22 protein-coding genes and 1 tRNA gene are annotated in these 22,348 nt (G+C 58.2%); 4 read left to right on the top strand and 19 right to left on the bottom strand.

Annotated elements, in window-relative coordinates; genetic code table 11:
• Positions 1 to 202: 202 nt before the first annotated feature.
• Together bcp and R5R33_RS00730 are read right to left on the bottom strand one after the other, a co-directional pair.
• Entirely contained in the window at positions 203 to 679 is a 477-nt protein-coding gene (bcp, locus tag R5R33_RS00725) for a thioredoxin-dependent thiol peroxidase (protein WP_318954170.1), read from the bottom strand.
• Between the two features lie 113 nt (positions 680 to 792).
• Complete coding sequence (locus tag R5R33_RS00730) at positions 793 to 1,314, bottom strand: DUF2244 domain-containing protein (RefSeq protein WP_318954171.1); 522 nt, start codon at positions 1,312 to 1,314, stop codon at positions 793 to 795.
• Between the two features lie 317 nt (positions 1,315 to 1,631).
• Here R5R33_RS00730 and asnS point away from each other — a divergent pair, with 317 nt between their 5' ends.
• Positions 1,632 to 3,032, top strand: a complete 1,401-nt coding sequence (asnS, locus tag R5R33_RS00735; protein WP_318954172.1) for an asparagine--tRNA ligase — start codon at positions 1,632 to 1,634, stop codon at positions 3,030 to 3,032.
• A gap of 75 nt (positions 3,033 to 3,107) precedes the next feature.
• On the opposite strand, the gene R5R33_RS00740 is transcribed toward asnS, so the two are convergent.
• The 15 genes from R5R33_RS00740 to R5R33_RS00810 form a co-directional block, all read right to left on the bottom strand.
• The gene (locus R5R33_RS00740) at positions 3,108 to 4,088 is read right to left on the bottom strand and encodes a malate dehydrogenase (RefSeq protein ID WP_318954173.1); all 981 of its coding nucleotides are present in this window, start codon (positions 4,086 to 4,088) and stop codon (positions 3,108 to 3,110) included.
• A gap of 88 nt (positions 4,089 to 4,176) precedes the next feature.
• Positions 4,177 to 4,809, bottom strand: coding sequence for a dUTP diphosphatase (locus tag R5R33_RS00745; RefSeq protein WP_318954174.1), 633 nt, complete (start codon positions 4,807 to 4,809; stop codon positions 4,177 to 4,179).
• A 30-nt stretch (positions 4,810 to 4,839) separates the two neighbouring features.
• On the bottom strand, positions 4,840 to 5,616 hold the full coding sequence (locus R5R33_RS00750) for a TatD family hydrolase (RefSeq protein ID WP_318954175.1): 777 nt from the start codon (positions 5,614 to 5,616) through the stop codon (positions 4,840 to 4,842).
• A 128-nt stretch (positions 5,617 to 5,744) separates the two neighbouring features.
• Complete coding sequence (locus tag R5R33_RS00755) at positions 5,745 to 6,098, bottom strand: PilZ domain-containing protein (protein ID WP_318954176.1); 354 nt, start codon at positions 6,096 to 6,098, stop codon at positions 5,745 to 5,747.
• Between the two features lie 154 nt (positions 6,099 to 6,252).
• A complete protein-coding gene (locus R5R33_RS00760; RefSeq protein ID WP_318954177.1) occupies positions 6,253 to 7,296 on the bottom strand; it encodes a DNA polymerase III subunit delta' in 1,044 nt (347 codons plus the stop codon).
• A 7-nt stretch (positions 7,297 to 7,303) separates the two neighbouring features.
• Complete coding sequence (gene tmk / locus R5R33_RS00765; protein ID WP_318954178.1) at positions 7,304 to 7,945, bottom strand: dTMP kinase; 642 nt, start codon at positions 7,943 to 7,945, stop codon at positions 7,304 to 7,306.
• Positions 7,946 to 8,016: 71 nt separating this feature from the next.
• Positions 8,017 to 9,060 carry an endolytic transglycosylase MltG gene (gene mltG, locus R5R33_RS00770; RefSeq protein ID WP_318954179.1) on the bottom strand — a complete coding sequence of 348 codons (1,044 nt, stop codon included), beginning with the start codon at positions 9,058 to 9,060 and terminating at the stop codon, positions 8,017 to 8,019.
• A 67-nt stretch (positions 9,061 to 9,127) separates the two neighbouring features.
• Positions 9,128 to 9,991 (bottom strand): aminotransferase class IV, encoded by an 864-nt coding sequence (locus R5R33_RS00775; RefSeq protein WP_318954180.1) that lies wholly within the window; start codon positions 9,989 to 9,991, stop codon positions 9,128 to 9,130.
• Between the two features lie 73 nt (positions 9,992 to 10,064).
• On the bottom strand, positions 10,065 to 11,306 hold the full coding sequence (fabF, locus tag R5R33_RS00780; protein ID WP_318954181.1) for a beta-ketoacyl-ACP synthase II: 1,242 nt from the start codon (positions 11,304 to 11,306) through the stop codon (positions 10,065 to 10,067).
• A 170-nt stretch (positions 11,307 to 11,476) separates the two neighbouring features.
• A complete protein-coding gene (gene acpP, locus R5R33_RS00785) occupies positions 11,477 to 11,713 on the bottom strand; it encodes an acyl carrier protein (protein ID WP_010130751.1) in 237 nt (78 codons plus the stop codon).
• Positions 11,714 to 11,937: 224 nt separating this feature from the next.
• Positions 11,938 to 12,693 carry a 3-oxoacyl-ACP reductase FabG gene (gene fabG / locus R5R33_RS00790; protein WP_318954182.1) on the bottom strand — a complete coding sequence of 252 codons (756 nt, stop codon included), beginning with the start codon at positions 12,691 to 12,693 and terminating at the stop codon, positions 11,938 to 11,940.
• Between the two features lie 73 nt (positions 12,694 to 12,766).
• Positions 12,767 to 13,711 (bottom strand): ACP S-malonyltransferase, encoded by a 945-nt coding sequence (gene fabD, locus R5R33_RS00795; protein WP_318954183.1) that lies wholly within the window; start codon positions 13,709 to 13,711, stop codon positions 12,767 to 12,769.
• A gap of 76 nt (positions 13,712 to 13,787) precedes the next feature.
• On the bottom strand, positions 13,788 to 14,798 hold the full coding sequence (gene plsX / locus R5R33_RS00800; RefSeq protein ID WP_318955759.1) for a phosphate acyltransferase PlsX: 1,011 nt from the start codon (positions 14,796 to 14,798) through the stop codon (positions 13,788 to 13,790).
• A gap of 27 nt (positions 14,799 to 14,825) precedes the next feature.
• The gene (gene rpmF, locus R5R33_RS00805; protein ID WP_043316110.1) at positions 14,826 to 15,017 is read right to left on the bottom strand and encodes a 50S ribosomal protein L32; all 192 of its coding nucleotides are present in this window, start codon (positions 15,015 to 15,017) and stop codon (positions 14,826 to 14,828) included.
• A gap of 79 nt (positions 15,018 to 15,096) precedes the next feature.
• A complete protein-coding gene (locus R5R33_RS00810; protein ID WP_318954184.1) occupies positions 15,097 to 15,582 on the bottom strand; it encodes a YceD family protein in 486 nt (161 codons plus the stop codon).
• Positions 15,583 to 15,773: 191 nt separating this feature from the next.
• Here R5R33_RS00810 and R5R33_RS00815 point away from each other — a divergent pair, with 191 nt between their 5' ends.
• Complete coding sequence (locus R5R33_RS00815) at positions 15,774 to 16,367, top strand: Maf family protein (RefSeq protein WP_318954185.1); 594 nt, start codon at positions 15,774 to 15,776, stop codon at positions 16,365 to 16,367.
• Positions 16,368 to 16,379: 12 nt separating this feature from the next.
• Here R5R33_RS00815 and R5R33_RS00820 read toward each other — a convergent pair whose 3' ends face one another.
• Entirely contained in the window at positions 16,380 to 17,024 is a 645-nt protein-coding gene (locus R5R33_RS00820) for an HAD-IA family hydrolase (RefSeq protein WP_318954186.1), read from the bottom strand.
• Positions 17,025 to 17,078: 54 nt separating this feature from the next.
• A complete protein-coding gene (gene rluC, locus R5R33_RS00825; RefSeq protein WP_318954187.1) occupies positions 17,079 to 18,041 on the bottom strand; it encodes a 23S rRNA pseudouridine(955/2504/2580) synthase RluC in 963 nt (320 codons plus the stop codon).
• Positions 18,042 to 18,888: 847 nt separating this feature from the next.
• On the opposite strand from rluC, the gene rne reads away from it, so the two are divergent.
• Together rne and R5R33_RS00835 are read left to right on the top strand one after the other, a co-directional pair.
• Positions 18,889 to 21,996 (top strand): ribonuclease E, encoded by a 3,108-nt coding sequence (gene rne, locus R5R33_RS00830; protein ID WP_318954188.1) that lies wholly within the window; start codon positions 18,889 to 18,891, stop codon positions 21,994 to 21,996.
• Positions 21,997 to 22,121: 125 nt separating this feature from the next.
• A tRNA-Ser gene (locus R5R33_RS00835) sits at positions 22,122 to 22,209 on the top strand.
• Positions 22,210 to 22,348 lie beyond the last annotated feature (139 nt).

Consider the following 22,348-nt stretch of genomic DNA (forward strand, 5'->3'; position numbering starts at 1 on the left):
ACCCAGAGTGAGTGTTTTTTGTACTACTTCCTCGCACCACACCCAATCGCTCTGGGCCAGACGGTTGAGCGGCGCTCCTTTACACAAGCCAGTATAGACCATTTGATGAGAATGCAAGGGACGACAGTGATTTTTTTTTAATTGGCGCACAAAACCTTGCTTCTGCCGGCCCCTGTAACCAGACGCCTGAGCCTCAAAAGACTCAGGCGAGGTTTTCGTCAATCCACTGCAGTACATCGTCGTGGTGCGTCTTGGTTTTCACCTTGTCGATGACATGCCGCAGGCGACCGTCCTTGTCGATGATGAAGGTGGTGCGCAGCAGCCCCATATATTCACGGCCCATGAATTTCTTCAGGCCCCAGCAGCCGTACTTGTCGGCAACCTGGTGATCCTCGTCGGCAAGCAGGTCAAAGTTGAGCGCATATTTTTCGATAAACTTCTGCAGTTTGGCTTCCGGGTCGGGGCTCAAGCCAAAGACCACCGTATCTCTGCTCAAAAATTCTCCAGCGCTGTCCCGAATACCACAGGCTTGGGTCGTACAGCCAGGGGTCAGCGCTTTCGGGTAAAAGTACAGCACCACATTTTTTTTACCCTTGAAATCTTTCAGGGAAACCTTGTTGCCGTTTTGATTATTCAGCGTGAATGCCGGCGCCAGATTGCCGACTTTGGGAAATGCCATATCCCCTCCCCTACGGTACATGTATCGGATAATTGAATGACGCACGTTTCGCGTCGTGAAACGCGCGGATTATATCCAATAGACACCCGGGCTGCAGACAGCGGCTCTTAGCTTCAAAAGTCCTGCAGGCGGAAACACTGTTCGCGGCGCGCGCGCAGCCCACAACTGCCCAGTTTTTCCACAAGCGCTGCCTTTTCCGCATCGGTGAGAAACTCACCCACTTCCAGGCAACCTTCCGGACCGGTAAAGGTCACCGCCGCGGGCTCCGCCGGCGTGGTGCCCATACGTACCAGTACCGCCAGGCTGTTGCGGTCAAATTCGGTGTGGTAAACCGGGCGCTTGAGGCTGCCGCGGCTGGTATCCAGTATCACACGATCATCACTGATGCGAATCACTTCGCGCCGTGTACCCTCTATATATACGTACCCGAACAGCACCGCCAGCAACAGGATTTCCAGTCCTGCGAAGGGAATGACCATCCAGGCCCCCGCCAGCGCAAACGCGATGCTGATACCCAGAGATACGGCCACCAGCGAGATAAACACCCAGAGATTACCTTCCAGCGACAGGGATTGATTGGGCGCGAGGAGAATGCAGGTCCGGCGCCCGCGCGCGCCACCGACTTCTTTGACCATGGGTACTGCTTCCATCTCTGTGACGATTTCAGTGTAGGACAGCGGTTTTTCGAACCAAGGGTCACGACACGCAGCCAGGCCCAGACACGCACCCTGCCCACGTCCTCGACTGAACTACACTCTCCCGGAGTTGCGTACCAGCAAGTCAGTTTATCTGCCGTGTGCTGCCACATTGCTCCGGGGCTGGATTTTCGCGCGGTCAGGGGGCAAGATGCCGGCGTCATTCGCCTGCGCGACCACAAGCCGCGCATATAAAGCCGCGTCATTGCCCTCCGCGGGCATGCCCATCAGCAAACGCGAACAACAAGAGCACCATCATGCAAGTTGAATCCATTGATAAGCTTCTAAAATCCAGCCAGCGCGAAGGCCAGACCGTGCGCATTCAGGGCTGGATTCGCACCCGCCGCGATTCCAAGGCCGGCCTGTCCTTTCTCGCCGTGCACGACGGCAGCTGCTTCGACCCGATTCAGGTGGTCGTAGAGTCCAGCATCAACAACTACCAGTCCGAAGTTCTGCGCCTGACCACTGGCTGTGCGGTAGATATTGAGGGCACGATCAAGCCTTCCGAGGGTCAGGGCCAGGCAATCGAGCTGCTGGCGACCAGCGTTACCGTGGTGGGCTGGGTAGAAAACCCGGACACCTACCCCATGTCTCCCAAGCGTCACACCATGGAACACCTGCGCGAGCACGCCCATCTGCGCCCGCGCACCAATGTGAGCGGCGCGGTGGCGCGGGTGCGCAACTGCATTGCCCAGGCAATTCACCGCTTCTTCCACGAGCGCGGCTTCAACTACGTACACACGCCCATCATTACCGCCTCCGACTGCGAAGGTGCCGGTGAGATGTTCCGTGTGAGCACCCTGGACCAGAACAACCTGCCCCTGACCGACAAGGGCGAAGTGGACTATTCCCAGGACTTTTTCGGCGAGGAAACCTTCCTTACCGTATCCGGCCAGCTGAACGTGGAGAGCTACTGCCTGGCGCTGTCCAAGGTGTACACCTTCGGCCCCACCTTCCGCGCGGAAAATTCCAACACCACCCGCCACCTGGCGGAGTTCTGGATGGTGGAACCGGAAATTGCCTTCGCCGATCTGGCGGACTGCGCGAATCTCGCAGAAGAGATGCTGAAATACGTGTTCAAGGCGGTGCTGTCAGAGCGCCCCGATGATATGGCGTTCTTCGCCGAGCGCATCGACAAGGAAGCCATCAGCCGCCTTGAGAACATCATCGACAACGACTTCGCCCGCATCAATTACTGCGAAGCCATCGAGATTCTCGAGAAGTGTGGCGAGAAATTCGAGTTCCCGGTTTCCTGGGGCATCGATCTCGCTTCTGAACACGAGCGCTACCTCGCAGAGAAGCATTTCGGCAAGCCGGTCATCGTGCTGAATTATCCGAAGGACATCAAAGCCTTCTATATGCGCATGAACGACGACGGCAAAACCGTGGCGGCGATGGATATTCTCGCTCCCGGCATTGGCGAAATTATCGGCGGCTCCCAGCGTGAAGAACGCCTGGACAAGCTGGACGCGCGCATGGATGAAATGGACATTCCCAAGGATCACCTGGACTGGTACCGCGACCTGCGCCGCTACGGCACGGTGCCCCACGGCGGTTTCGGCCTCGGCTTCGATCGTATCGTTTCCTACGTGACCGGCATGGGCAACATCCGCGATGTGATCCCGTTCCCGCGCACCCCGCGCAATGTGAAATTCTGATCCGGTTTTTCACGAGCATAAAAAAACCCGCACATTGTGCGGGTTTTTTGTTTTCACAAATCGGGATTCGTGAAATTAGGGCAGCAGGTGCGCAACTGCGTCACGCTCTTCAGCCAGCTCTTGCTCGGTCGCAGTCATCTTCTCGCGAGAGAATTCGTTGATGTCCACGCCCTGAACGATTTCCCAGTCACCGTTTTTACAAGTTACCGGGAAGGAGTAGATCAGGCCTTCCTGGATACCGTAGGAACCGTCGCTGTACACAGCCATGCTGGTCCAGTCGCCCTCTGCGGTGCCCAGTGCCCAATCGCGCATGTGGTCGATCGCAGCGTTGGCCGCGGAAGCCGCGGAAGAAGCGCCACGCGCCTTGATGATGGCGGCACCGCGCTGCTGCACAGTCGGGATGAAGTCAGTCTCGTACCACTCCTGCTCCACTTTACCCATGGCGTCTTCGCCTTTTACCTTGGCCTGGTGCAGGTCAGGGTACTGGGTCGCAGAGTGGTTGCCCCAGATGGTCATGTGGGTGATGTCGTTCACGGTGGAACCGGTCTTGTTCGCCAGCTGGCTCAGGGCACGGTTGTGATCCAGGCGAGTCATGGCGGTGAAGTTGCGCGGATCCAGGTCCGGCGCGTTGCGCTGGGCGATCAGGGCGTTGGTGTTGGCGGGGTTGCCCACTACCAGCACTTTTACGTTGCGCGCAGCGACTTCGTTCAGAGCTTTGCCCTGAGCGGAGAAGATGGCAGCGTTGGCTTCCAGCAGGTCCTTGCGCTCCATACCCGGGCCGCGCGGACGAGCACCAACCAGCAGTGCGTATTCAATGTCTTTGAAGGCAACGGTAGCGTCGTCGGACTGTACGATACCAGCCAGCAGCGGGAACGCGCAGTCTTCCAGCTCCATAGCTACGCCTTTCAGGGCTTCCAGTGCAGGAGTAATTTCCAGCAGCTGAAGAATGACCGGTTGATCCTTACCGAGCATCTCACCGGAAGCGATGCGAAACAGCAGCGAGTAGCTGATCTGACCGGCGGCGCCGGTAACTGCGACACGAACAGGTGCTTTCACGATTAATCTCCGTTGTTTTCAGGCGCCCGCATTATAGGGCCTCGTCAATAAATTTCATTAGCCTTTGGTCGGAACCAGGCCAAATTTGTCAGGCCAAATCCTTCGCAGAGCCGGGATAGCGCGCTTTTAATGCTGTGTACAGCTGATTGCTGAAATCTTCCGCTGAAGCGTCTAAAGATTGTGCAACGTCCGCCAGATGCTCGTTGTCTTCTCGCCCGGCCCAGAGTTTCAGATAAGAACCGTCTTTGTAACCGTGGTCCTGGCGGAAACGGTTCAGGACATTTTTTCCCACATAGCGGCGATAGAGATCATCAAACGCAAGCTCGACATCGGCCATCATTTGCGCAAAGCCCACAAGGTCGAACTGTTTGGTGGTCAGGGTTTTCAGGGTGAAGGCCTCGAGATTCTCGCGGAAATCACCGGCATTGGGAGCCTCTTCAGAAAGTTGCTGCTGCATTTTTTCTGCGACCTGCTCAGGCGTGCCCTGCTGCAACTCCAGGCTCAGGCCGAAGTGCCAGATATCCACCAGCTCAAGTTTCACCTGCTCCATTTCAGGCTGTTGTTTTTTCCACCACTTCCAGCCGTAGTGATCCAGCAGCTCGGCGCTTTCCACCCAGATGGCGCGGTACCAGGCAAAATTTTGTGCACGCCAGTTTTCGTTCACCAGTGTGTTGATGTCGTCCTGCAGTGCCAGCATGGTCTGCAATTGCTGTTGCAACATAAGCAATTCCCGATAATTGAGTGGTCGCGCTCAGGCGGCGCGAAGAAAAAGTCGATGGAAGTTTTCTGTAGTGGCTTCGGCCAGCGCCTCATAGCGGATACCGCGCTGTTCCGCGATAAACTCGGCTACCTCGCGCACGTACGCCGGAATGTTTGGCTTGCCGCGATACGGCACCGGCGCCAGATAGGGTGAATCGGTTTCCACCAGCAGCCGGTCCAGCGGTACCTGCCTGGCAACGTCGCGCAACTCTTCCGCATTCTTGAAGGTGACGATGCCGGACAGGGAAATGTAATAGTTAAGATCCAGCGCGGCCTTCGCCATGTCCCAGCTCTCGGTAAAACAGTGCAGCACACCGGCGTGCTCACGACTGCCGTGGGCGCGAATCAGCTCGATGGTATCTTCACGCGCGTCGCGTGTATGGACGATGACTGGCAGCCCCACCTCGCCTGCGGCCTGCAGATGGGCGATAAAACTCTGCTGCTGCACCTCTTTGGTTTCGGTGCTGTAGTAATAGTCGAGGCCGGTTTCCCCCAGCGCCACCACCTTGGGCTGCGCCGCGAGCGCCTTCAACTTTTCCACGCACGCGAGTCCGGAGTCCACGTCCAGCGGGTGCACACCCACAGAGCAGACGACGTCTTCGTAGCGATTGGCGATACTCACCACATCGTCCACATTGTCGAGACTGATACCCACACACAAGAATTTGCCGACACCGCGACTGCGTGCCAGCGCCAGCACCGCGTCGAGGTCGCCGTCGAACTTGTCCAATTTGAGCCTGTCGAGATGACAGTGCGAATCTACCAGCATGGAACCTGTCCCGTTGGTTACTGACCGCCCGCGACGGGGCGATTGTAATGAAGAAAGCCAGGAATTATACAGATTGGCGCCCCGGCGCGCTCGTCATGGCGCCGGGGATATTCGCTGAAAAGATGAATTTAGAGCGTGTGGGTAGGGCGACTGGATTCGAGGGATCCGGCCAGCAGTGTTTCAATCTTGCTCTGTGCAGTGTGTTCCTTATCGCTGAACTGGATGCCGATGCCCGGCGTACGATTGCCTTGAGCGCCGTTAGGAGTAATCCATACCACCTTTCCCGCAACCGGCAGCTTTTCCGGCTCATCCATCAGGCTGAGAAGCAGGAAAACTTCATCACCAAGGTTGTAGCTCTTATCGGTATTGATGAACAGGCCACCATTTTTTACAAATGGCATATAGGCCGCATACAGCACGGATTTGTCCTGAATCTTCAGCGACAGGATGCCGTTGCGGGCACCGCCCCCCATACCTTTCATACTCAACCCCACTCCGTTGGCCGCATAGCCTCTGCGCCCTGAAACTTTCGTGTTTAGCTCTTTTTATTCCCGCGATCCCGCTGCGGGCATTCACTGTAACTTACCCCGCGCGGGCGCACCGTGTCTACAGGCCCAGCGCATCGCATCCGGGCACTCAGCGGAATAGTGCCGCCCAGCGGATCATGAGCTCTTCCAGTAACAGGCGCTTGTTCGGGTTGCTGTTCCCGCTGAGCAATCCGCGCGCCTTCAGCAACTGGTCGTAAAAGCCGAACAGCCGCCGCATACCCTCCGGCCCACCGCCGGGCAATCGCTGCAAAAGCGCCATGATGGTGCGCTCACCGGCACTATCAGTGCTGCGCGCGCGCAGCATCTGCCCCACCCAGCTCTGCCAGCATTGCAGCAGCAGGCTGAGGTCGCCCCCTTCCCCTGGTGACTCCCAGCGCCCGGCCAGCGTGACCGGACTTTCATCCCCGCGGGTCAGCGCAGTGATATCCGCCAGAAACTGCTCCCGCAGCTCGCGGGATTCCGGCTCCATCAAACTGACCGCCAGTAACGGCGCGCCGCCGGCGAGCGCCAGTGCGCCGATGGCAACCTCGCCCTCCACCCCGCTGTCATTCAGCCAGCGCAGCGCAGACTGTTGCGGCGGCACCGGGAAGGCAATGGTCTGGCAGCGGCTGCGGATAGTCGGCAGCAGACCGGAGGGATTGTCGCTAATCAAAAGAAAGACGACCGAACCAGAGGGCTCCTCCAGATTCTTGAGTAGTGCGTTGGCTGCGTTGATGTTCATAGACTCCGCCGGCGCCAGCCACACTACGCGGGCGCCCCCGCGGGCACTGGTGCGACCGACAAACTCACCGAGCTGCCGTATCTGTTCGACTTTCAGCGGACCCTGCGCTTTTTCTGGCACCACGCGGATAAGGTCCGGGTGAGAACCGGCAATACGCAGCTGGCAGCCACGGCACTCACCGCAGGCGAGTCCGTGCCGGGGCTGATCACACAGCAGCAGCGCGGCGAAGGCATCGGCAAACCGCCGCTTGCCGAGACCCGGCTGGCCACTGATGAGCAGCGCGTGGGGACAACGGCCCGCCGCCCACTGGGCGCCGAGGCGCTGCCACTGAGCCGCCTGCCAGGGCAAGGGGGACGGGATGGCGGGCTGCCTTTCAACGATTATGTCTTCGCTCACGGAATCACTTTTCATGGACATTTCATCCGTGAGCAGCGGCAATGGCTTCTAGCACCTGCGCCAGTTGCTGCTGCACTTCCGGCAGTGACTTGGCGGCGTCGATGACGGCATAGCGAGAAGGTGCCGCCTCTGCACGCTCGCGGTATGCCGCACGCACTTTCTCGAAAAACACCTGCTGCTCACTTTCAAAGCGGTCCGCTTCCCCGGTAGACGCCGCCCGTTGCAGCCCGATTACCGGGTCGAGATCCAGTAGCAATACTCGGTCGGGACGCAGGTCACCCTGTACCGTCTGTTCGAGCTCACCGATCAGGGCGCGATCCAGCCCGCGACCACCACCCTGATAGGCGTAGGTCGCATCGGTAAAGCGATCACACACCACCCACTTACCTGCCGCCAGCGCGGGCAGAATAACGCGACTAAGATGCTGTGCTCGCGCGGCGAACACCATCAGTAGCTCCGCAGTGGGATCGACCGCTTCATCGCGCTTTTCCAGCAACAGCGTACGCAGCTGTTCTGCCAGCGGCGTGCCACCGGGTTCACGGGTCTGCACAAAGTCGATGCCGCGCGCATCGAGCCACTGGGTAATAAACCGAAGGTTGGTGGACTTGCCTACGCCCTCCCCGCCTTCCAGCGTGATGAATTTGCCTCTGGGTAAATCTGTCATGAATTCGCTAGTGAGCCTGTTGTGCATATGCACGGCATTGTTTTGTTGTTGAAATTGTTAACGCGTATAGATCATTCGCGGTTTTTCGCTTCCACCGGTGCAGAACGGTAATCGGAACGGCGCTTCAGCTGGAATTCCTGCACTGCACGATTGTGTTCCGAAAGCGTCGCGGAAAAATGGTGCGAGCCGTCACCCTTGGCGACAAAATAAAGCGATTCGCCGGCCTTGGGGTGCATTGCCGCACGTATCGCCTCCCGCCCGGGTAACGCGATTGGAGTCGGCGGCATACCGCTGATCACATAGGTGTTGTAAGGGGTGGCTGCGCGCAGATGCGAGCGTCGCAGATTGCCATCGTAGCTATCACCAAGACCATAAATCACAGTGGGATCGGTCTGTAGACGCATGCCCTTGCCCAGTCGACGTACAAATACGCCGGCGATTTCATCCCGCTCCCAGGGAACACCAGTTTCCTTTTCGACGATGGATGCCATGATGAGCGCTTCGTAGGGATTGTTATAGGGCAGACCCTCCGCACGCTGCTGCCACTCTTCCGCCAGCACATTTTCCATGCGCTCGTGCGCCTGACGCAGAAGGTCCAGATCCGAAGAGCCGGAGCGGTACACATAGGTATCGGGGAAAATGCGGCCTTCAGGGTTGCCATCAATACCGAGCGCCGCTGCGGCGCTCGCCACTGTTTCACCGTCCTGCGTGGACTTGATCCGCTTGGCGTTGCGAATCTGCGCCAGCGCCTGCTGGAATGTCCAGCCTTCCACCAGGGTGACACGGTAGCGGGTAACATCGCCGCGATGAAGTCGCGCCACAAGGTCCATGGCATTGCTACCTGCAGGAATCATATATTCACCCGGGTGAATACTGCCCTGCTCTTTTACCCGGGCGTACACCCGCACCCACAATGGTGAGCGAACCACACCCTGCTCCTGCAGCCGGGTGAGAACCCGGGAGAGATTACTGCCGGGCTCCACATCCATGCGCAACCCGTTCAGCGGCAGTGACAACGGTTTCACCAGCGCATGCTGCGCGGACCAGAACGTGGCTGCAGCACCTGCAACTGCGAGAAAAAACAACAGCAGAAATCCGCGCAGCCAAGAATTCAATCCGCGCCCGCCCGCGCCACTGGCCTTCGCTTTCGGTGTTTTTTTCTTTTTCGCTACCACTTTGCCTCTACCATAATTTTTCAGCGACCAGCTGCTGCAGTGCGCTTGTCGCGGGACCAGCGGGCATGGGCCGCGACCGCTCGATCGCCGGGCACTGAATGCCCACCACCGGTACCACACCGCGCACACCGTTGCACACCGCCAGCTCGTCCGCGTTCAACACATCGTCAAGGTTCAGGTGATGTTCGCCGATTTCCGCATGACCTGCCAGCCACTCGAGCATCACCCCCCTGACCCCGCAGCGGGAGAGATCCGGCGTCAACCAGCGGCCGCCCTTGCGCAGCAGAAGATTGCAGCGCAGCGCCTCAATAACGTAACCCTGGCTATCGAACAGCAAGCCCTCGGCAAGCGTCCCCGCGTGAGAACCTTGTGACAATTCCGCCGCGGCACGCTCATACAGGCTGCGCTGCAGTAATTTACAACCAGCAGCCGACACTGGCGCGCAACCACTTCTCGTTTCTGTCGCCAATGAAGATGCAAACGGCGAAATGGCGGCTTCAGGCTCGAGCACGGTTTCGCAGCAGATCAGGTTAACCCCGAGATCCCAGGGTGACTCCGATTCGAGCGGCACAGCGGCAAAATCCCAGTAGGCTTCCCCCTGCCGAAAGCCGTAGCGGAAACGCACTCTCCCACCGTAACGCCAGCAGGCGGTATTGCGACCAATACTTTCTGCCGCAGCTTGGACCTGCGAAAGTAAAAAAGAATCCGCATGTGCGCAGCGCGCAAATCGAGCGAGGTGCAGAAATAGCAGAGGAATAGCGCCATTTACAGCGCGCATGGTCTCCAGCAGGCCGCTGGAGAACTCGCCATCGTCGGGAAGGGATTGCTGACTGCCCGAGGAGGAATAGAACTGCGGGGCTGACTGCGTCACAAAGAAAGGACAGCTGAGCGGATGCGACCCGAATTAGTCGCATCCGCCGCTTTTAACAATGTCAGGTCAGACATCAGACCCGCTGAAAAATCAGCGAGCCATTGGTACCGCCGAACCCGAAGGAGTTGGACAGCACCGCATCGATTTTCATTTCCTGCGCGGTGTGAGGCACCAGGTTTACACCCATGCAGTTCTCATCCACGTTGTCCAGGTTGATGGTGGGCGGAGCCACCTGATCCTGCAGCGCCATCACCGAAAAAATTGCCTCAATGGCACCGGCGGCCCCCAGCAGGTGACCGGTCATGGATTTGGTGGAGCTGACCGCGAGCTGGTCCAGACAACCTTCAAACACCGAGCGCACTGCGGCAATCTCCGCCTTGTCACCCAGGGGGGTGGAAGTGCCGTGGGCGTTGATGTACTGAATCGCTGAGGCATCGAGGCCGGCATCTTTCAGTGCATTGGCCATCGACAGTGCAGCACCGGCACCATCTTCGGGCGGAGATGTCATGTGGTGCGCATCGCCGCTCATGCCGAAGCCGCTCAGCTCTGCATATATTTTCGCACCGCGAGCCTTTGCATGTTCGTACTCTTCGAGTACCAGCACACCAGCACCCTCGCCCAACACGAAACCATCGCGATCCCTATCCCAGGGGCGACTGGCCGCCTGCGGATTGTCATTGCGGGTGGACAGCGCGCGCGCCGCACAGAAGCCGCCGAGACCAACCGGAGTGGTCACCATCTCGGCACCGCCGCACACCATCACGTCGGCATCGCCGTATTGAATAGTGCGCAAACCGAGACCGATGGCATGGGTGCCGGTGGTACAGGCAGTGGTGGTCGAAAGGTTCGGACCTTTCATACCGTATTTAATCGACAGGTTACCGGACACCATGTTGATGATGGCCCCGGGAACAAAGAACGGAGAAACCCGGCGCGGGCCCTTCTCCGCAATCAGCATGGCATTGTTTTCAATAGCCGCAATACCACCCATACCGGAACCGATACAGGCACCTACGCGCGGAGCGTTGGCTTCGGTTACTTGCAGACCGGAATCTTCAACGGCCTGCACCGCGGCGCTCAGGCCAAACTGCAGAAACAAATCCATTTTGCGCGCTTCTTTCAGCGCGACGTGAGGCTCGGGGTTAAAGTCTTTTACCATCGCGGCAAACTGGGTGCTGAACGCTGATACATCAAAGGTATCAATCGGCACTGCGCCGCTGGTACCAGCCAGCAAGGCGGACCAGGTATCTTCAAGGGTATTTCCCAGCGGGCTTACTGCGCCCATTCCGGTGATAACAACTCTTCTACGCGACACTTGCGCCTCCCCCGAAATCAATCAAACAAACCGGAAACTTAAATACTAAATCCGGTCGCTTTTTTACAAGGTTCAAATAGACGGAGAGCCGCGCTATGCAACATAGAACGGCTCTCACAATACTTCAGTAACGGGTAGGACTACCCTTTACTTGAGCTATCCAGCTGGAATCAACCGAGGTTCTGGTTGATGTAATCGATGGCCAGCTGAACAGTGGTGATTTTTTCTGCTTCTTCGTCAGGAATCTCAGTTTCGAATTCCTCTTCCAAAGCCATTACCAGCTCAACTGTGTCGAGGGAGTCAGCGCCCAGATCTTCAACAAAGGATGCTTCAGGTTTTACATCTTCTTCCTTCACGCCCAGTTGTTCAGCAACGATCTTTTTTACGCGCTCTTCAATGCTGCTCATGATTCAATTTAACTCCTAGTGGATAAAAATCTGATTTGGTCGCTGTTTAAAAGTTGCCCACATCATGTGGTTATTCAGCAACCGGCTAACACAGCTTATGGTTAATGCGAGGCGGCATTGTACCCTGATTTTTTCGGGATGTAATGCACCGCCTCCCAGCAACCCTTGAATGATAAATATTTCTTTATCAATCAATCACTTATGGCGATTTTCTCAAGAGAAAATCAGCCCATATACATGCCGCCATTCACGTGAATGGTCTCTCCGGTCACATAACCACCAGCATCGCTGGCCAAAAATGCGACAACGGATGCAATCTCTTCCGGTGCACCAAGTCGGCCCAGGGGAATTTTACTCATTAGCACTTCGCGCTGAGCTTCCGGCAGCACCTTGGTCATATCGGTATCAATAAAACCCGGTGCAACAGTATTAACGGTAATTCCGCGAGAGCCCACTTCCGCCGCCAGTGCGCGCGCGAAGCCCGCTACACCGGCCTTGGTAGCAGCGTAGTTGCTCTGGCCCGGATTGCCCATGCTACCGACAACGGAACTGATATTGATGATGCGACCCCAGCGCGCCTTGGTCATATCCCGCAGGCAGCTTTTGGTCACGCGGTAAACCGCAGTGAGGTTGGTATTCAGTACGGAATCCCACTCGTTGTCTTTCATGCGCATCAACAGGTTGTCTTGAGTAATGCCAGCGTTGTTAACGAGAATCGTGGGCGCACCGAATTCAGCTTTTACTGAATCCAGAACAGAACTAACGCTTTCCGGGTTGGTTACATCCAGCTCTTTACCGGCGCCTTTTACACCTTTCTCTGCAAAGCGCGCAGAGATTTTTTCAGCACCGGCAGCGCTGGTAGCAGTACCAATCACGATTGCACCCTGCGCACCTAGCAGGTCCGCAATTGCAGCGCCAATACCGCGGCTGGCACCAGTTACCAGAGCCACCTTGCCTTCGAGCGAAGTTGAAAAAGTCATAATTTTTCCCGTTTGCCAGAGTGCAGCACCCGCCGTCTTGCGGCAGCGGTGCAAGCAATCGGCTTTGTTTATCTTATTGTGCGGTGGATTTTACGGCTTCCGACAACTGTGCCGGCGTTTCGATATTGTGTGCGACGAGATTGCGATCGATTCGTTTCGCCAGTCCTGCAAGAACCTTGCCCGGACCACACTCAACCAGCTGCCCAATACCTGCAGCAGCCATTGCCTCTACACACGCGGTCCAGCGCACCGGGCTGTAAATCTGCTCCACCATCAGCGACTTGATCGCGGATGGGTCAGATTCCGTTTTTGCATGCACATTGTGGATGACCGGTGTTTGCGGTGCGAGGAATGTGGTCGCCTCGATCTGCGGTGCAAGCCTGTCTGCCGCCGGACGCATCAACTCGGTATGGAAAGGTGCGCTGACCGGCAGTGGCATGGCGCGCTTGGCGCCGGCAGCCTTGCACGCCTCAATAGCGCGCTCAACCGCTGCAGAGCTGCCGGCAATTACCACCTGACCCGGAGAGTTATAGTTCACCGCGGCCACTATCGCCCCCTGGGCAGCGTCCGCACAGGCGTTTTCTACCGCCTGATCATCAAGACCGATAACCGCGGCCATAGCGCCCTCGCCAGGAGGCACCGCCTCCTGCATGAGGCGGCCGCGCTCGCGCACCAGACGCACCGCGTCCTCAAAGGCCAGCACACCGGCACAGACCAGTGCAGACCACTCGCCGAGGCTGTGACCTGCCATCAATGCGGGTCTTGCGCCGCCCTGTGACAGCCACGCACGGTAGAGTGCCACACTCGCGGTGAGCAGAAGCGGCTGGGTGCGTTCAGTGAGATTGATGTCTTCCTGAGATCCGTTCTGGCACAGATCCCACAGATCGTAGCCGAGAACAGAGGAAGCTTCGGAAAAGGTTGCGTTGATTTCAGGGAAGGCCGCGGCCGCTTCCGCCAGCATACCGATCTGCTGGGAACCCTGACCGGGAAATACAAACGCCAAAACTGGATTGGTCATGGAACATCCTTCAACCAAATAAGTGGAGCCTTAACTGGGAGGGTCCGGAAGCGACACCACTGACCAGAGGTACGAATCAATCACACCCGGTGTGGCGCTGGTTCTGCAGAGCCATAGCTCTACCCAATTGTTGCGCCAGATCCGACTCAGCGCACTCTTTCGCCGTAAGCATGGCGCGGTAAAACGCCTCACTACTGGCACCGCCATGACTTTTAATGACGTTGCCTTCCAGCCCCAAAAAGCTGGCGCCATTATAGCGACCGGGTTCTAGCTGTGCGCGCCATTTTCGCAACAAATTTATGGCTAATTGGCCAAAAAACCGCTTGATCGGCGCTTTTTTGTCAATGGTAAACGTCTTTTGACCAATTAGTCGTATGACGCCCTCGGCAGCTTTCATGGCCACATTACCCATGAGGCCATTGCACACCACCACATCGACAATACCGGTAAAAATATCGTGGCCTTCGACAAATCCCACATAGTTGATATCGGGAGCCGCCTGGAGCAGCTGTCCCGCCCGGCGAATCTCCTCGGTACCCTTGTGCTCTTCGGCACCGATATTCAGCAGCGCAACAGTAAGGTCAGACTTCCCCGAAAACACCCGCTGAGCCTCCAAACCCATGCGCGCGAACTGCACCAGGTCCTCGGCACTGCAGTCGATATTGGCACCGAGATCGAGCAGAAAGCAGGTGCCATCTTCTGTGGGCAGGGATTTGCCAAGCGCCGGGCGGCGCACACCCTCTACCGTGCCGACAATGCTGCGTCCGAGCGCCAACAATGCCCCGGTATTTCCGGCGGTCACCATGGCACCGCAATCGCCACCCGCCACTGCTTCCAGCGCCTTGGCCATCGAGGATTCACGCTTGTGCCGCAGAGCCTGCACCGGATTGCAACCCTGAGTAATCACCTGGGCGCAGTCAATTACCTCGAGGCGTTCGCGCACCGAGGGGGGCTCTTTAATAAGGAGGGTTTGCAGCTGGGAACGGGGGCCGAACAGTTTCAGTTCCGCCTGGGGGAAGCGAATGAGGAATCTTGAGCAGGCCGGAACGACAGAGCGGGGACCTAAGTCCCCGCCCATCGCATCCACGGCCAATCGCAATTGGCTGGACAAAGCTTACTCTTCTTCGGAAGAGCCGCCGACGTCGATCACTTTGCGACCACGGTAGAAACCGTCTTTGGTCACGTGGTGACGGTGATGCTTTTCACCGGTAGTCGGATCTACGGACAGAGTCGGTCCGCTCAGCGCATCGTGAGAACGACGCATGCCGCGACGGGAACGGGTTTTTTTGTTCTGCTGAACAGCCATTTGGTGCTCCTTAACATAACTAACAGTTAACACCGGAACCGGGGCGCCTACCGGCGAGCCCAAACCCTTCAAACAACTCTCAAGACTTGTTTGACGAACCCTTCAACTGTTCCAGTACTTTAAAGGGGTTTTCTTGTTGCCCTACCGCTTCCGGCGCCTTGCCACCACTGTGGAACCCATCCCGTGGGACGCACTCCTCGTCGTGATAGGCAACCATCGGCAGGTTGAGCAAAATTTCATCTTCCAATGCCTGATACAGATCCAGCTCATCACCTTCCTGTATCACCGGGTCCAGAGATCGGGGCAGATTTTTGCCCTGCTCTTCAGACCACACAAAGCCCCAAGCGATATCTGCTTCAATCTGCTCCCGAACCGGCTGCAAGCAGCGCTGACAGGTCAGCTCCACTTGCAACTCGACATGCCCGGTAGCAACCTGATTACGCTGCAGATCCCTGGCAAAGCTCAGGGTGACCGCAACGTCGCCAACAACAGCTTCCGTCGAGGAAACCAGCCGTAGCAATGCATCGCACGGTACAATGCCGTCCAGATGCTGCTCGCGCTGCACCAGTTTTCGGGCATCTATGCGGCGCGGAAGCGCAGTTTTCTGGGGGGGTATCGACATAAGCGCGCAATTCTATGGACTCACCTGAGCCTTGTCAAAACAAATCAACCACCGCATGATCAGCGCCCGAAACCTAGCGGCAACCCGACCACACGCCGGGCTTTCGCACCACAAACGAATCGGCAACTAAATTCATGCGCCAACTGATTTTAGCCTCAAGCTCCCCCTATCGCCGCGCCCTGCTCGAAAAGCTGGGCATCCCCTTCGAGTGCCACGCTCCCTATATAAAGGAAGAAGCATTTGAAGGAGAGTCGGCAGACGAGCTTGCCAGCCGCCTGGCAACGGAAAAGGCACTAGCACTGGCCAGCCAGTTTCCCGATGCCCTGATCATCGGCTCAGACCAGGTCGCGGAATGCCGCGGGCGCCTGCTAGGCAAACCCGGCAACACCGAAAACGCCGTGGAACAGCTGCAGTTCTGCTCCGGCCACCCGGTCAATTTCCACACCGGCCTATGCCTCGCGGATACAAAGATGGGCAGCCACACCACGCTATGCGAAACATTCACCGTGCATTTTCGCAATCTCAGCCCAGTTGAAATCCAGCGCTATGTTGAGCGCGATCAACCGCTCGATTGCGCAGGCTCCTTCAAAGCCGAAGGGTTGGGCATCTCTCTATTCGAAAAAATGGAAGGAAATGACCCAAATACCCTGATCGGACTCCCACTAATTCGACTGATTGACCTACTCAAGCTGTATCAGCTGGACCCTCTCGGCCACCCGGGCAGCTGAGCAGGCCGCCACTCAAGCCACCAGAGGCGGCCAATGCAACAGCTCCGCGAAGTGGTCGATGATCCAGCGGGGCGCACACGCATTGAGCCGCTCCCGACTATGCACCCCATAACTCACACCGATGGCAGCCATATTGATGGCCGACGCCATCCTGAGGTCGTACTCCGTATCTCCCACCATAACCGCCTCATGCACCTCCCGCGCCGTCTCCTGCAGAATCTCCCGCAGCATAAGCGGGTCCGGCTTTGATGCAGTTTCATCGGCACAGCGACTGGCAACAAACAGATGTCCGATACCGTGCTCTTCGAATTCACGACTGAGCCCTCTGCGACTCTTCCCAGTGGCCACCGCCAGCTGATGTCCCGCTTCCAGCAACCCCTCCAGGGTTGCCCACACACCATCGAAAAGCGGGAGAGGCTCACCGCGCGCAGCCAACCATTCCTCGGCGTAGTATTCACGCAAACCGTTGCACTGTTCCTGACCCGCAGCGGGAAACAGGATACCAATGGCCTCCGGCAACCCGAGACCGATGATATTGCCGATCACCTCCGGTGCCAGCACCGGCAGCCCTGCCCTACCTGACGCGCGCTGCATACAGGCAACAATGCGCGCCTCGGAATTGCACACGGTGCCATCCCAATCAAGAATCACCAGCATCAGGCCCTTCCCCCACGCAAAACCATCAATACCGACACCGACATGACCGAATCATCAGTCCCGGCGCAGATTCGCAAGCACCGCCTCCAGCTCTGGCGGCAGCGGCGCTTTAACATCCACTTTACGACCATCCGGTAAAGTGCACCGCACACCCGCGGAGTGCAGGAAAAGCCGCTTCAACCCCTGGTCACGGAAGGCGCTATTGATTTCGTCCGGCGTGTACTTGGCATCCCCGGCCAGCGGGCAACCCACAAACTGAGCGTGCACACGGATCTGATGGGTGCGCCCGGTGACCGGCTCGGCAGACATCAGGGTTGCACCATTGAATCGCTCCTCCACCTGAAAGCGGGTCGTAGACGGCTTGCCTTCGCCATCCACCACCACCATGCGCTCACCACTCTTCAGGGTGTTTTTCTTCAGTGGCGCTTCGACAATCTTGCGCCCGCGCGGCCACTTGCCGGCCGCCAGCGCCAGATAGGACTTGCCGAGCTTGCCCGCGCGCAGTTCAGACTGGATATGCAGCAAAACCGCGCGCTTGCGCGCCACCAGAATGGCGCCACTGGTATCCCTATCAAGGCGGTGCACCAGCTCCATGAACGGGCTCTCCGGATACATTTGCCGCAGGGCCTCAATCAACCCCAGGCGCACACCGCTCCCACCGTGAACAGCCAGTCCTGCGGGCTTGTTCACCACCAGCAGACCGCCTTCGTCATACAGGATCGCGGATTCCAGCGCCTTGCGCAGGGAATCACCAGCCACCGCCGGGGCTGACTCCTCAGCCATGCGGATTGGCGGCACCCTAACCAGGTCACCACCCTGCAAGCGATACTCGGCTTTAACCCTTCCTTTATTTACCCGCACCTCGCCCTTGCGAAGAATCCGGTAAATCCGCGAACGCGGCACCCCTTTGAGACGGGCCAGCAGGAAGTTGTCGATGCGCTGCCCCGCCAACTCTTCGGGAACGGTAAAAAATTGCACGCCGGAGCCCTGGGGCGATGGCGACTGATCAGTACTCATGGAGAAATGCACGACCTGGGAAGTGAATACGGGAGGGTTACTGCTTACCGCGCGCATGATAGCCCCATGCCCTGCCCATTTAAAGCGCCGCAATTGATGCTAAAAATATGCCGTGGTATATTCGACCGGCCTGTATTGGGGCTGGTTTTCGGCGGTGCACGGTTTTTCTGCTATACAAAAACTCAGGTGCCGTTCTTGAGAAAATACCGCCAGTCGGGCCGGTGCGCGGAAAACCGCGTTATCAACAAAACTCTGTCGGTAAGACACTTCGAGAGCGCGTCGAAAGGCATATCGAAAGATAGCGCCCTAGGGAACCAGGCTAGAGTAGCCACTCCCGAAGCTCTCGCCGACCTGACCCCGTAGAAACGGGATTTTTGCGAAGGTAAGACGGGCTGACGCCCGCAGCGCTTGGAACAAACTCGATTCGTTACATCTCGCTCCGAGAACGATCCGCCAGCGACCGAACTGGCCCCCGGCCCCAACAGCGATGCCCAATGCCATCCCTGCGCCGCCGGTAAAAACTAGACAAGACTGCAAAGGGCCCAGCCACGAGCCGGCCCCGGAGCCAGAAGCGATGTAACCCATGCCTGCCCTACCCGGCAGGCAGCCAGGACCCGCCCGAGAACTATGCGAGGCCGGCCTGGCAGGAAACGGATGCCACACGAGAACAGGTATCCGGAGTTAACAAGGTATGACGCCCGCAGGCGCCCTTTGAGGCGGCCAGGTCCGGAGCGCATACACACTGCCGTGAACCGCGGGGTTTCCCCCTTTTCACCGCCGTAACCACCAATGCCTGCGAGCTTCAGCGGTGTTTTCCCTTCGCGCAACGCAAGGAAAATACGAACGCATGAAGAGAATGCTGATCAACGCAACCCAGCCGGAAGAGCTGCGCGTTGCTCTGGTCGACGGCCAGTGGCTGTACGACCTGGATATCGAAAACCGCACCCGCGAACAGAAAAAAGCCAATATCTACAAGGGTAAAATTACCCGCGTTGAGCCCTCCCTCGAAGCCGCCTTCGTCGACTACGGTGCCGAGCGCCACGGCTTCCTGCCGCTGAAAGAAATCTCCCGCGAATACTTCAACAAACAGCCCAAAGAAATCGAGGGCCGCATCAAGATCAAGGATGTGGTCAAAGAGGGCATGGAAGTTATTGTCCAGGTGGACAAGGAAGAGCGCGGTAACAAGGGCGCAGCCCTGACCACTTTCATCAGTCTCGCCGGTCGCTATCTGGTGCTGATGCCCAACAACCCGCGTGCCGGCGGCATCTCCCGCCGTATCGAAGGCGAAGAGCGCAGCGACCTGCGCGACGCGCTCTCCGATGTTGAAGTGCCCTCCGGTATGGGCATTATCGTGCGCACCGCCGGCGTTGGCCGCAGCGGCGAGGAACTGCAGTGGGACCTCAACTACCTGCTGCAGCTGTGGACCGCGATCAAGAAAGAAGCCGACGACTCCAAGGCGCCCCACTTCCTGTTCCAGGAAAGCAACGTCATCATCCGCGCCATCCGTGATTACATGCGTGACGATATCGGCGAAGTTATCGTCGACGAAGAAGGTGCCTACCAGCTGGCTGCAGAGTTCGCCCGTCAGGTGATGCCGAACTACGCCAACAAGGTGAAGTACTACGAAGACAATATCCCGCTGTTCAATCGCTACCAGATTGAAAGCCAGATCGAGACTGCGTTTGAGCGCGAAGTGAAACTGCCTTCCGGCGGCTCTATCGTTATCGACGTCACCGAAGCCCTGGTCTCTATCGACATCAACTCCTCCCGCGCTACCAAAGGTGGCGACATCGAGGAAACCGCGCGCACCATCAACCTGGAAGCCGCGGACGAGATCGCCCGCCAGCTGCGTCTGCGCGACATGGGTGGTTTGGTGGTCATCGACTTCATCGACATGCAGAACAAGTCGAACCAGCGCGAAGTTGAAAAGCGTATGGAAAAGGCCCTGGGCATGGACCGCGCCCGGGTACAGGTAGGCCGCATCTCCCGTTTCGGCCTGCTGGAAATGTCCCGCCAGCGCCTGCGTCCGTCCCTGGGTGAAACCACCTTCCGCGTCTGCCCCCGCTGTAGCGGCCAGGGCACTATTCGCGGCACCAAGTCCCTCGCCCTCTCCATCCTGCGACTGGTGGAAGAGGAAGCCAAGAAAGAGCGCAGCGCAGAGATTCGCGCGATCACCCCGGTGAACGTGGCGACCTACCTGCTCAACGAGAAGCGCAAGACCATTTCCAATATCGAAGCGCGCAACCGCACCCGCGTAGTGGTGGTGCCTAACGCCGATCTGGAAACCCCGCACTTCGAAGTGCTGCGCCTGCGTGATGACGACTCCGCTACCGTCGAGACCTCCTACAAGATCTCCGGCACCATTGAGGAAACCGTCAACAAGAACCGGGAAGAAGAGCCGCTGCGCGCACCGACTGCGGCTCAGCCCGCGGTACAGCAGATCGCGCACACCGCCCCGGCACCGACCCCGGTGGCCAAACCAAAGCCGAAAAACGAAGCTGTTTCGAAGCCCGGACTGTTCAGCCGCCTGATCGGCGCCATCGCCGCCCTGTTCACTGGCGGCGAAGAGGAGAAATCCGAAGGCAAGCACAAGAAAACCAAAGGTCGTGGCAAAGACTACCAGCAGCAGCGCAACCGCAATAACCAGCGTGGCGGTCGTGGACGTGGTCGTGGCAATCGCGGCGGCCGCCGCGACGAGCAGGCCGGTGATGAGCGTGAAGAACGCAAGGCCGACAGCCGCTCTCGCCGCGGTGAGCGAAGCCGCGACGACAGAAGCCGTGACGAAAACGCTCCCGCCGAGCGCCGTCAGGAGAGCGCGGAAACTGCGCGCGACAGCAGCCAGGAAGGCCGCGAAGGTCAGCGCGACGGTCAGCGTCGCAACCGCAGACGCCGCGGCGGTGAACGTGGCGATCGCCGCGAGCAACAGCCCACTGCAGTGGAAGTCGAAAGCACTAACCTCGATAGCGAAGCACAGGCCGTTGAGTCCGATGACGACCAGCAGCGCCCCGCGCGCCGCCCGAGCAATGTGCGCGGACGCCCGCAGCCCCGCCGTCGCGGCCGCCGCGGTGAAACTGGTGACGCCAGCGACACTGCGGATAGCGAACAGCAAGAGCTGAACCGTGAAGTTAATGAAGCCATTGACTCCGCGGAACGCGAAACTGCCGCCAAGCCGGTACGCGCGGAACAGCCTGCGGCCGACCGCCCTGCAGCGGACAAAGAACCACAGCGCAAACGCGACCCGTGGGCTGATAGCAAACCGCAGGTAGCCGCACCGGCTGCAGCGGAAGTGCCTGCAGCAAAAACCTCTGAAGAGAAATCCGAAGAGAAGCCCGCGGTGAAACCGGTCGAGCGCCCTGCAAAAGTCGAAGCTGCGGCCCCCGCTGCAGAGACCCCTGAAGTTACTGCAGCGCAAGAGCCTGTCGCCGCTGAAGAAGCCACTCCGAAAGCGATTGCGCCGGAAGCTGCACCTGTAGCTGATACCTCTTCCGAGGTTGAACAGCCAGCAGTAACCGCGGGCATCGAAGCTGCTGAAGAAGTGGTCAAGACTGAGGGCGTGGTTGCTAGCGAGGAAGTGTTTGAAGAAGTGGCCGAGAAAGCTGCTGCAGAGACCACTGCCGAAGTCGCGCAGGTTGAAATCAAGACCGAAGCTGCTGAAGAAGTTAAAGCAGAAGCGGTTGCAGAACAGCCCAAAGCCGTGGAAACCGCCAGTGCACCGGCTGCGGTCGAACGCCAGCCTGGCCGCGCTGGCAACGACCCGCGCATCAACCCCAAACCGCTGGTTGATTTCACCGTGGTTACCGCGCGTCCGGAAATTGGCGAACTGCGCCCGCTGGACACCGCCCAGCCGGCAAACATCGCCCACAACCCGCGCCCACTGCAGCGCCCCGCCAATGACCCTCGTGTCAAACGCGATGCGGCAGAGGAAACTGGTTCCGACTCTGCGGAAGCCGGCTGAAGGGTATAACGGGAAATCCGGTGGGTTAGCTGATTAAAAATGCAGCTAACCCATTGAACTTCCTAAAAAAAATTGTCCGCGTACTTGTACCGCAATAACAGCTCGGTATAATGCGCCAACAGTTTGGAGGGGTGGCTGAGTGGCCTAAAGCACCGGTCTTGAAAACCGGCGAGTGTAACAGCTCCGTGGGTTCAAATCCCACCCCCTCCGCCATATTGAAAAGCCCGGCAATCGCCGGGCTTTTTTTTTGCGCTCATTTCACCGCCGCACCCAATTTCAAAATCTCTGCACACTTATAGCGATTTGAAATATTTTCCTGTCATTCCAACACCACAGCCCCCTTTTCCCCAGC

Origin of the sequence: Microbulbifer pacificus (assembly GCF_033723955.1) — a bacterium.
Lineage (GTDB): Bacteria > Pseudomonadota > Gammaproteobacteria > Pseudomonadales > Cellvibrionaceae > Microbulbifer > Microbulbifer pacificus.

Excerpts from the sequence above, each read along its gene's own strand:
- acpP (WP_010130751.1), bottom strand. The coding sequence starts at position 11,713 with ATGAGCAGCATTGAAGAGCGCGTAAAAAAGATCGTTGCTGAACAACTG.
- rluC (WP_318954187.1), bottom strand. The coding sequence starts at position 18,041 with ATGAGTACTGATCAGTCGCCATCGCCCCAGGGCTCCGGCGTGCAATTT.
- tmk (WP_318954178.1), bottom strand. The coding sequence starts at position 7,945 with ATGACAGATTTACCCAGAGGCAAATTCATCACGCTGGAAGGCGGGGAG.
- R5R33_RS00750 (WP_318954175.1), bottom strand. The coding sequence starts at position 5,616 with ATGCTGGTAGATTCGCACTGTCATCTCGACAGGCTCAAATTGGACAAG.
- rne (WP_318954188.1), top strand. The coding sequence starts at position 18,889 with ATGAAGAGAATGCTGATCAACGCAACCCAGCCGGAAGAGCTGCGCGTT.
- fabD (WP_318954183.1), bottom strand. The coding sequence starts at position 13,711 with ATGACCAATCCAGTTTTGGCGTTTGTATTTCCCGGTCAGGGTTCCCAG.
- R5R33_RS00730 (WP_318954171.1), bottom strand. The coding sequence starts at position 1,314 with ATGGTCAAAGAAGTCGGTGGCGCGCGCGGGCGCCGGACCTGCATTCTC.
- R5R33_RS00745 (WP_318954174.1), bottom strand. The coding sequence starts at position 4,809 with ATGTTGCAACAGCAATTGCAGACCATGCTGGCACTGCAGGACGACATC.
- R5R33_RS00815 (WP_318954185.1), top strand. The coding sequence starts at position 15,774 with ATGCGCCAACTGATTTTAGCCTCAAGCTCCCCCTATCGCCGCGCCCTG.
- fabG (WP_318954182.1), bottom strand. The coding sequence starts at position 12,693 with ATGACTTTTTCAACTTCGCTCGAAGGCAAGGTGGCTCTGGTAACTGGT.
- R5R33_RS00760 (WP_318954177.1), bottom strand. The coding sequence starts at position 7,296 with ATGAAAAGTGATTCCGTGAGCGAAGACATAATCGTTGAAAGGCAGCCC.
- rpmF (WP_043316110.1), bottom strand. The coding sequence starts at position 15,017 with ATGGCTGTTCAGCAGAACAAAAAAACCCGTTCCCGTCGCGGCATGCGT.
- R5R33_RS00820 (WP_318954186.1), bottom strand. The coding sequence starts at position 17,024 with ATGCTGGTGATTCTTGATTGGGATGGCACCGTGTGCAATTCCGAGGCG.
- asnS (WP_318954172.1), top strand. The coding sequence starts at position 1,632 with ATGCAAGTTGAATCCATTGATAAGCTTCTAAAATCCAGCCAGCGCGAA.
- R5R33_RS00755 (WP_318954176.1), bottom strand. The coding sequence starts at position 6,098 with ATGAAAGGTATGGGGGGCGGTGCCCGCAACGGCATCCTGTCGCTGAAG.
- bcp (WP_318954170.1), bottom strand. The coding sequence starts at position 679 with ATGGCATTTCCCAAAGTCGGCAATCTGGCGCCGGCATTCACGCTGAAT.